This is a genomic window from Pseudomonas sp. HMWF006, assembly GCF_003061205.1.
GTDB classification, from domain to species: Bacteria; Pseudomonadota; Gammaproteobacteria; order Pseudomonadales; family Pseudomonadaceae; genus Aquipseudomonas; species Aquipseudomonas monsensis.
Genome location: NZ_QAIU01000050.1, coordinates 1 through 9,472 on the forward strand (window position 1 = coordinate 1; position 9,472 = coordinate 9,472).

At 61.9% G+C, this 9,472-nt stretch carries 10 protein-coding genes and 1 pseudogene; 7 read left to right on the forward strand and 4 right to left on the reverse strand.

Features of this window, described 5'->3' with window-relative positions; translation table 11 throughout:
* Positions 1-114: 114 nt before the first annotated feature.
* The 4 genes from DBR24_RS01825 to DBR24_RS01840 form a co-directional block, all read right to left on the reverse strand.
* Positions 115-666 (reverse strand): GNAT family N-acetyltransferase, encoded by a 552-nt coding sequence (locus DBR24_RS01825; protein WP_128613709.1) that lies wholly within the window; start codon positions 664-666, stop codon positions 115-117.
* A 52-nt stretch (positions 667-718) separates the two neighbouring features.
* Positions 719-1,192, reverse strand: a complete 474-nt coding sequence (locus DBR24_RS01830) for an LEA type 2 family protein (protein WP_128613710.1) — start codon at positions 1,190-1,192, stop codon at positions 719-721.
* A 65-nt stretch (positions 1,193-1,257) separates the two neighbouring features.
* On the reverse strand, positions 1,258-2,724 hold the full coding sequence (locus tag DBR24_RS01835) for a nucleobase:cation symporter-2 family protein (protein WP_128613711.1): 1,467 nt from the start codon (positions 2,722-2,724) through the stop codon (positions 1,258-1,260).
* 274 nt (positions 2,725-2,998) lie between these two features.
* The gene (locus DBR24_RS01840; RefSeq protein WP_128613712.1) at positions 2,999-3,892 is read right to left on the reverse strand and encodes a LysR family transcriptional regulator; all 894 of its coding nucleotides are present in this window, start codon (positions 3,890-3,892) and stop codon (positions 2,999-3,001) included.
* A 99-nt stretch (positions 3,893-3,991) separates the two neighbouring features.
* Between DBR24_RS01840 and DBR24_RS01845 the strand changes: the two genes are divergently transcribed.
* From DBR24_RS01845 to DBR24_RS31390, 7 genes and pseudogenes are all read left to right on the forward strand, one after another.
* Positions 3,992-5,083, forward strand: coding sequence for a polyamine ABC transporter substrate-binding protein (locus DBR24_RS01845; RefSeq protein WP_128613713.1), 1,092 nt, complete (start codon positions 3,992-3,994; stop codon positions 5,081-5,083).
* Positions 5,084-5,101: 18 nt separating this feature from the next.
* Complete coding sequence (gene speB / locus DBR24_RS01850) at positions 5,102-6,061, forward strand: agmatinase (RefSeq protein WP_128613714.1); 960 nt, start codon at positions 5,102-5,104, stop codon at positions 6,059-6,061.
* A gap of 201 nt (positions 6,062-6,262) precedes the next feature.
* Positions 6,263-6,979: a YafY family protein gene (locus DBR24_RS01855; protein ID WP_123469197.1), complete on the forward strand. Its 717-nt coding sequence runs from the start codon at positions 6,263-6,265 to the stop codon at positions 6,977-6,979.
* A 53-nt stretch (positions 6,980-7,032) separates the two neighbouring features.
* The gene (locus DBR24_RS01860; RefSeq protein WP_123468987.1) at positions 7,033-7,374 is read left to right on the forward strand and encodes a nuclear transport factor 2 family protein; all 342 of its coding nucleotides are present in this window, start codon (positions 7,033-7,035) and stop codon (positions 7,372-7,374) included.
* Positions 7,375-7,396: 22 nt separating this feature from the next.
* Entirely contained in the window at positions 7,397-8,515 is a 1,119-nt protein-coding gene (gene zapE / locus DBR24_RS01865; RefSeq protein ID WP_128613715.1) for a cell division protein ZapE, read from the forward strand.
* An 18-nt stretch (positions 8,516-8,533) separates the two neighbouring features.
* Positions 8,534-9,115 (forward strand): DinB family protein, encoded by a 582-nt coding sequence (locus DBR24_RS01870; protein WP_128613716.1) that lies wholly within the window; start codon positions 8,534-8,536, stop codon positions 9,113-9,115.
* A gap of 181 nt (positions 9,116-9,296) precedes the next feature.
* Positions 9,297-9,472: pseudogene (locus DBR24_RS31390) on the forward strand (GNAT family N-acetyltransferase); the annotation flags it as partial.

The window sequence follows — 9,472 nt, forward strand, 5'->3', positions numbered from 1 at the left end:
GACTATGACGTGGTCGGCCATTACGCCCGACCGGATGTGTTCGAACTGTCCGTTGACGAGCGAGCGAAACCCGGCGTGCGCTTCACCTCATGATTTGCCGCTGGCCGCAGACCTTCAGGGGGTGCGCTGTTGCAGCCATTGCTCGCGGGTGATTTCCCAGATTTCCCGAGGCAGGCGGCCGGCGACGAAATCGTCTTCATCGGTTCGGATCAGGCGCATGCCGGCGCGCTCGGACAGCCTGCGCGAGCCGAGGTTCGGCGCGGCTTTCGGCACGCGCATCAGCGGGCGATTGAGCGTTTTGAACCAGTAATCGGTTACCGCCACGCTGGCTTCAGTCATCAAACCCTGACCTTGCCACGCCGGCGCCAGCCAGAAGCCACGATGATTGTCTGGTTGATCCATCAGGCTGATAGCGCCGATCAACTGTTGCGGTGCGCGCTGGAGGCGAATCGACCAGTGCCACTCCTGGCCCGCCGCCACCGCTGGCAAGGCGATGTCACGCAGATAGCTGAGCGCACCATTCTCCGGGTAGGGCCAGGGAACGGCAACGTTCAGATAGCGCACGACCTCCCAGTGCGGGAACTGGCGTTGCACGGCTTCGGCGTCCTCCAGTTGCAGTGGGCGCAGGATCAGCCGTTCGGTGTACAGCGTCGGTGTGTCTTCCATAAACCAGCGGCCTCCATGAGTGTTCTGGACGAACGCGCAGGCTAGCGCATTTTTACCAGGTCGCGGCACTGGCCTTGGGCAGGCTGAGCTTGCCACTGTCGACGAAACGCATGGTGCCGAACAAACCGCCGGCAAGTTTGCCGTGCAGCACGTAGGGCAAGTTATCTAGGGTTTGGGTCTGGCTGAGGCCCAGGGTCTGGCGCAACACCGAGAACGCGGAAATGCTCACCGGCACGCTGACGATGGTTTCGGAAAAACGCGGGATCGAACCGCTCTGATCACTGACCCCCGACGCCAGTGAATGGCCGTTGACCTCCAGATCCAGGGCAATGCCGTTGTAGTCGATGGCGGTTTCGTTGGGGTTCTGCACGCGCAACTTGATCGCGAAGCGCACTTCCAGATCCTGGCTCGGCAACGGTTCGAGGCCGACCACGTTGATGTTGACCGGATCGCGGTTGGGAAACAGCGCGCAGGCACTGAGGGACAGCAGGAGCAGTGACAGAATGACAGCGTGGACGCGGCGCATAAGCGGTCTCTCAACAAAAAAGGGCTGAACCGTCACCGGCTCAGCCCTTTTTCAAGGCGTAGCGTTTAGCGGTTCAACTGTGCGACAGCCACAGGTTGGCCAGGTTCACCTTTGGCCGCAACATCGGGGTTTTCCATGACCTGAAGAATAGAAGCTTCCGGGTCGAAGTCGTCTTCTTCCAGCTCGATGAATTCTTCTGGCAGAAAGATGTTCAGCACGATTGCGCACAATGCGCCGACGGTGATTGGCGATTCGAAGATGTTGCGCAGTGCCTGTGGCAGTTCGCGCAGCACTTGCGGTACGGCGGCGATGCCCAGGCCCATACCGATTGAGATCGCCACGATCAGCATGTTGCGCCGATGCAGGCCCGCCTCGGCGAGGATCTTGATCCCGGCCACCGCCACGGTGCCGAACATCACCAGCTCGGCGCCGCCGAGCACTGGTTTCGGCATCAGTTGCAGCACCGCGCCAATCATCGGGAACAATCCCAGCAGCACCAGCAGGCCGGCGATGAAAAACGCGACGTAACGACTGGCCACGCCGGTGAGCTGGATCACCCCGTTATTCTGCGCAAAGGTCACCATTGGCATGCTGTTGAACACGGCCGCCATGGCCGAGTTCAGGCCGTCGGCGAGCAGGCCGGATTTGATCCGGCGGATGTACAGCGGGCCTTTGACCGGTTGCCGCGAGATCATCGAGTTGGCCGTCAGATCGCCTGCGGCCTCCAGCGGCGACACGAGGAAAATCACCGCCACCGGCACGAACGCCACCCAGTCGAAGTTGAAACCGTACTTGAACGGCACCGGCACGCTGACCAGCGGCACCTCGGGCAGGCTGGCGAAATCCACGGTGCCCATCAGCCACGCGACCACGTAACCGAGGGTCAGGCCAATGACGATGGCACCCAGTCTCAGGAAGGGCACATCGACGCGGTTCAGCACGACGATGGTGCCCAGCACTAGTGCCGCGAGGAACACATGGCTTGCTGCGCCGAGATCCGCTGCACCGAAACCGCCAGCGATGTCGGTCATCGCCACTTTGATCAGCGACAGGCCCATCAGGGTGATGATGGTGCCGGTGACCACCGGGGTGATCAGCATGCGCAATTTGCCGATGAACTGGCTCAGCACCACCTCGATAAACGCGGCGAAAAAACACACGCCGAAGATCGTCGAGAGGATTTCATCGGTGCCGCCGCCCCGCGCCTTGACCATGAACCCGGCGCTGAGAATCACGCTGATAAAAGAGAAACTGGTGCCTTGCAGGCACAGCAGGCCAGACCCGACCGGGCCGAAACGTTTGGCCTGCACGAAGGTGCCGAGGCCGGAAACGAACAGCGCCATGCTGATCAGGTAGGGAATTTCGCTGTGCAGGCCGAGGGCGCCGCCCATGATCAGGGTCGGCGTGATGATGCCGACGAAGCTGGCCAGTACGTGTTGCAGCGCGGCGAACACGGTGGCGGTGAGGTGCGGGCGATCGTTGAGGCCGTAGATCAGGTCGTTGTTGCGCGGGGCTTTTTCAGAGGCGGTCATGGTGGTTTGCGTGCCGCGAGGCGGGGCCGGGTCAGAAAATGGAGGCGCAGGATGCCGGAAGCGGTCGGCGAGGGCAACGAGCAATAACTGCCTGAAAGGTCAGGTTTTATTGGGGGAGGTGCTTATCGGCCCAACCTGACACACCGCATTGTGGCGCGGGAGCGTGCTCGCGCTCGGCGGCGCAGCAGCCGTAAATGGGTGCATGGCTGAAAAAACCAGGGGCCGCTGCGCAGCCCGGCGCAAGCAAGCTCCCGCGCCGCACGGGGGCTGTGTGTCAGGAGAAGGCCGCGAGCAAATCCTCCTCAAACGCCTTTTGCGCATCCCCCGGCACCTGCGCGCGATGCCGGGCCAGATGAAACGCCACCTCAAAACTCAACTCTCCTTCACGCACCGGCCGCAACAGGCCTCTGTCTTGCCAGCTGCGCGCATAGTGTTCGGGCAGATAGCCCACGTGTTTGCCGGACAGAATAAAGGTCAGCGTGCCTTCCACCTGTTCCGAGCGCGCCGAACAGACCTTGCCCTGAAACGGCTCGTCACTGCGCAAAAAACGGTACGGGTGATCGACCCGGTCACAGGCGGCCAAGGCCTCGTCGCCGGGCGAAACGTCGGTGAATAACGGATGCCCCGGTGCACAGTACAAATGCTGGGTTTCACTGAACAACTGGCGATAGTCGAAAGCGCTCTGTGCCTGAGAGAAGTAACCGATCGCCAGATCCAGCCGTTGCTGCAGTAACAGGCGCTCCATCTCACCGGGCATCGCGCTGATCAGCTCGATGCGCACCGATTCATCGCGTTCGCGAAAACGCCGGATCGCCACAGCCACGCGTTGCAGCACGGATTGATCGACCGCCTCGGAAATGCCCAGTCGCACCTCGCCAATCAGCCGCCCGGCGACGCCGTTGGATTGATGGCGAAAGGTTTCGATCGACTCGAACAGGCTACGGATGGCAATCAATAATTGCTCACCCTTGGGCGTGACGCTGAAACCCGCCTTGCCACGGCTGCACAGGCGATAGCCCAGGCGCGTTTCCAGCTTGGCCATTTGCTGGCTGATGCTCGACTGGCTCAGGCCCAATTCACCTTGCGCGGCGCTGAATCCGCCGCACTCGACCACGCTGACAAACAGGCGCAGCAACTGCAGATCAATATCGTGAAGCTGGCCGAGCATCACATTACTCCGGGGTAAAGTCAGGATAATTATTTCGCTATTTTTCTAATGTATCCGACGGCGCATCCTGCCACCACTTCCTCCGGTCAGGTGTTCGTCATGGCTCCCGTGTTCAAGCTGTGTTTCCCCGCGCTGTTGTTGTCCGTGGTCACCCATGCCCAGGCCGAGGACAAAACCCTCAACCTCTACAGCTGGGCCGATTACGTGCCGCCGCACACCCTGCAGCGTTTCGAGCAGGAGACCGGCATTCACGTGCGTTACGACACTTTCGATACCTCCGAGGTGCTGGAAACCAAATTGCTCACCGGTGGCAGCGGTTATGACGTGGTCGTGCCGTCCTCCACTGTGTTGGCGCGCGGATTGGCTGCCGGCGCGTTGAAAGAAATCCGCCACGACGGACTCAAGGGTTACGCCAATCTGGACCCGGATCTGCTGGAAAAGCTCGCCGCCGTCGATCCCGGCAATCGCTACGGCGTGCCGTACACCTGGGGCACGCTCGGCTTGGGCATGAACGTCGAGGCCGTGAAACAGCGGCTGCCAGATGTTCCGCTTAACAGTCTCGACCTGCTGTTCAAGCCCGAATACGCCAGCAAGCTCAAGGATTGCGGCATTGCCATTCTGGATTCGCCGCAGGAAGTCATCGGCCTGGCACTGCATTACCTCGGTAAAGATCCCTACAGCACCGAGCGCAATGATCTGGCCGCCGCCCAGACGCTACTGCAGAAATTGCAGCCGTCGGTGTTGTACGTCGCCACCGGCCGGCAGATCAATGATCTGGCCAGCGGCAACGTGTGTCTGGCGCTGACCTATAACGGCGACGCGAGCATGGCCGCCGATCAGGCCCGCAAGGCCGGCAAGCCGTTCGAGGTCGCCTACCGTATTCCACGGGAGGGCACGCTGGTGTGGCAGGACAACCTGGCCATCCCCAAAGACGCGCCGCACCCGGACGCTGCGCGAGCATTCATCGAATTCATGCTGCGCCCCGATTCGGTGGCCGAGCTGACCAATACGCTGTTCTTCGCCACCGCCAACCAGGCCGCGACGCCGCTGGTGGATGAAGCCGTGCGCAGCGACCCCGACATCTACCCGCCGGCCGCCGTGCGCGAACGGCTGTACGCCGACCGCAGCATGAGCCTCAAGGACATGCGTCAGCGCACCCGCTTGTGGACCACTTTCCGCAGCCATCAATAACACCAGGAGTAAACCGAGATGGACGTGCCCATGCAAAACGATCAGGCCATCACGCGCGACAGCCTCTACGGCACTGCCGCCGAAAGCACCTACGCCGGGATCACCAGTTTCATGCGCCGACGCTACAGCCGCGACTTGCGCGGCGTTGACGTGGCGGTCAGCGGTGTGCCGTTCGACACCGCCACCAGCAACCGCCCCGGCGCGCGTTTCGGCCCGCGCGGGATTCGCGCGGCGTCCACCGGGATTGCCTGGGAGCGCCACTGGCCGTGGACGTTCGATCCGTTCGATCATCTGGCGGTGATCGACTATGGCGACTGCGACTTCGATTACGGTTCGCCGCACAGCATTCCAGAAAGCATCGAAGCCCATGCCGAACACATCCTCAATGCCGGCAGCGCGATGCTGACCTTCGGAGGCGATCATTTCATCAGCTATCCATTGCTCAAGGCGCATGCACGCAAGCATGGCACGCTGTCGTTGATCCACTTCGATGCACACAGCGACACCTGGCCGGACGAGGCGGGCAAACGGGTCGATCACGGCACCATGTTCTGGCACGCGGCGCGGGAAGGGTTGGTCGATCCGGCGCGCTCGGTGCAGATCGGGTTGCGCACGACCAACGACGATCACATGGGATTTCAGGTGCTCGATGCGCGGCAGGTGCATCGGCGTGGCTGCGAGGCGATTGTCGAGGCCATCCGCGCCCGGGTGGGCGATAACCCGGTGTACCTGACGTTCGACATCGACTGCCTCGATCCGGCCTTTGCGCCAGGCACCGGTACGCCGGTGTGCGGCGGCTTGAGTACGGTGCAGGCGCTGGAGATTCTGGGCGGTTTGCGCGGGATCAATCTGGTCGGCATGGACGTGGTGGAAGTGGCCCCGGCCTACGATCATGCCGACCTGACCTCACTCGCCGCAGCGACCCTGGCGATGGAAATGCTCTGCCTCTATGCGGCCCGACACAAAGTCGACATCTGACACCCTGTAGAGACGGGTACATCCTTTACACATCAGACCGGGGACATCCTTTACACCTGTTAAACGTAAAGGATGTAGCCGGTCTTTATCCCCACTGCCTGCTTCTACCACTGAATGCCGTTGTTCATCCAGGCTCCTGCCATTTCCTGACACCAGCCTCTGCTAAGCTGCGCGCACCTTTCCGTGCAGAGCCTGAACATCGTGTCGCGTACCACTCGTCTTTTGACTTTGCTGCAGGTTTTGCGCGGCAAGAAACGTGCGGTGACCGCCGCGAGTCTGGCGGCCGAGCTGGAAGTCTCCGAGCGCACGCTCTATCGCGACATCGCCGAGCTCACCGCGCTCGGTGCGCCGATTCATGGCGAGGCGGGCATTGGTTATGTGTTGCGCAGTGGTCTGTTTCTGCCACCGCTGATGCTCAATGCCGACGAGACCGAGGCCATCGTGCTGGGGCTGCGTTATGTCGATCAGCGTGGCGACGAGGTCTTGGGCAAGGCCGCCGCAGACGCCTTGGCCAAGATTGCCGCAGTGCTCGATCCGCAGGCCCAGGAGGCGCTGCGCAATCCGACGGTGATGCCAGGACCGCCGGGTTACGGGTTTCCTCAGAATGCCGTGGCGTTGAATGTGTTTCGTCACGCGATCCGCGATCAGGCCAAGTTGCATATCGACTATGCCGACGCCCGCCAGATGCCCAGCCAGCGACTGATCTGGCCATTAGCGCTGGGGTTTCTCAATGAGGTGCGGATCATCGTCGCCTGGTGTGAGTTGCGCAGCGCCTACCGTACGTTCCGAACCGACCGCATCAGCGCTGCCAGTGCGCAGGGCGAGCGCTATCCGGGCCGACGCAGCGATTTGCTGCGCACTTGGCGCGAGCAAATGAAACTGGATGAAAGCGGACGCTTCACTGCTGACAAAAACTGACGCAGGGCTGCTTTAGGATGGCGCCAGAACCCGACAAAAAAGGAGCTGCAATCATGTCCCATCCCGTCTCTACCCTGGCCCCGGCCATCGCGGCGTACCTCGACGCGGCCAACGCGCGTGACACCAGCCGCGTCGCCAGTTTCTTTGCCGAGGATGCCAACGTGTTCGATGAGGGTCAGCATCAGGTCGGTCCACGCGCCATCGCGCAATGGATGCAGGACACTGCGCAACGCTATCAGCCACGGGTCGAGGTGCTGGACGTCCAGCAGCGCACCGGCAAGGTGCTGGTACACGGCCTGATCAGCGGAACGTTTCCTGGCAGTCCGGCGCAATTGCGCTACACGTTCCGTCTCAACGAACAGGGCAAAATCGCGCGGCTGGATATTTCCCTGTAGCCATCGTGGCATACTGCCGCGCATGACTTTCGACTCTCCGCTCAGCGCCTGGCAGCACGCCATCGAACACAAGGGCTTCATCCAGGATGAGGCGCAGGAACATGCCGTGTTCGCCCTGCAAAAATGCCATGAAGCCCTGCACGCCGGTGCCCGTTCGGTCACCGGCGTTTATCTGTGGGGGCCGGTCGGGCGCGGCAAGACCTGGCTGATGGACCAGTTCTATCAGAGCCTGCGGGTGCCAGCGCGGCGTCAGCATTTTCATCACTTCATGGGCTGGGTGCATCAGCGCTCGTTCCAGTTGACCGGGATCGCCGATCCGCTGCGGGCCCTGGCCAGGGAACTGGCAGCGGAAGTTCGTGTGCTGTGCTTCGATGAGCTGTTCGTCAATGACATTGGCGATGCGATCATTCTCGGCCGCCTGTTTCAAGTGATGTTCGATGAAGGCGTGGTGGTGGTCTGCACCTCCAATCTGCCGCCGGACGACCTGTACGCCGATGGCTTCAATCGCGACCGGTTTGTCCCGGCGATTGCGGCGATCAAGGCGCATATGCAAGTGGTTGCGGTCAACGGTGCCGAGGATCATCGCCTGCACCCGGGGGCGATCGAGCAACGCTACTTTGTCGCCACGCCTGGCTCGGCCAGCGCCTTGGGCGATGTCTTTCAAGCCCTGACGGCCGGGCAAACGGCCCATCCGGAACCGGTGGCGGTTGGTCATCGTGTTCTGGACGTGGTGCAGGCCAGCGAGAGCGTGCTCTGGTGCCGCTACGCCGACCTCTGCGAGCAGCCTTTTGCCGCGATGGATTTCATCGCGCTGTGCGACAACTATCGGGCTATTCTGTTGGGCGACGTGCCGAACCTCAGCGCTCGCAAACGCGAGGGGCGCATCGCCCGCGGTACCGAGGACGGAGCCGAGCGAGTCGTGGCGGGTGACCGTGAGCTGCCGCAATTGTCGGTTCATGACGACGGTGTGCGGCGTTTCATCGCGCTGGTCGACGAGTGCTACGACCGCAAGGTGCCGCTGTTTGTCGAGGCACAGGTGCCCATGGACGCGTTGTATACCGAGGGTTATCTGGAGTTTCCGTTCCGCCGCACCCTCAGTCGCTTGCAGGAGATGCAGTTGCAACGCTTCGCCGAAGCCTGAAGTGAGGAGGGCGCAATCATGCCGCAACCGCTGTCCCACCATCTGCTGACCCAGGCCTATCAGAATGCCTGGGCCAATCACCGCCTGGCCAAGGCCTGGTCGCAACTGCCCGACACCGAGCTGGCAGCGCCGCGAGTGAGCTTCTTCCCGAGCATTCGTCTGACCCTCAATCACATCCTCACCTGCGACTGGTTTTACGTCGATGCGCTGGAACGTGAGCTACGAGGCGCCGAGCCGCATCCCGATTGCTACGTGTTTTTCAATCAGGACGAGCCCTTCACCGACGCCGCAGCGCTGCATGAGGAGCAGACCCACGTTGACCGGCGCCTGATCGCCTATTGCGAACAACTGCGCGATGCCGATCTTGGCCGGATCGTCACCATCGCCCGCGACACGCCGCAGCACGACAGCCGCTTGCGCCTGCTGTCGCATCTGTACGAACACCAGATTCATCATCGCGGCCAGGTGCATGCGATGCTCAGTGGTACGTCGGTCAAGCCGCCGCAGCTGGACGAGTTTTTCTGCGCCGGTGAGGCCCGGTTGCGGGCGCTGGACTTTGCCGAACTGGGGTGGACGGAAGAACTGATCTGGGGCCATTGAATGGCACGGCACAAAGCCCAAGATCGGCGCATGCGGCAGCGCCTGCAGGTCACACGGTGCAGGCGCTGCCGAATCTTTGGTTTTTTATAATTGCCGACCTGCACACGTCCGCGTTAAGGTCGAGTCAGCCTTTCAGCCCGCCCTTTGCGTGCCGGGGCTCATCATGTGTTTGGGGATGGAAATGGATTCCGCAGAAATTCTTGTACTTCAGGCCAGTTACAGCAATCCACTGCACGCCGAAGCCATCGGCATTGTGCTCAATCATTACGCCGAAGACCCGATGGGTGGCGGTCAGCCACTCGATCCCGACTTGCTGCGTCGATTGCCCGCAGAACTTGCCCGCCGTCCGCACGCCTT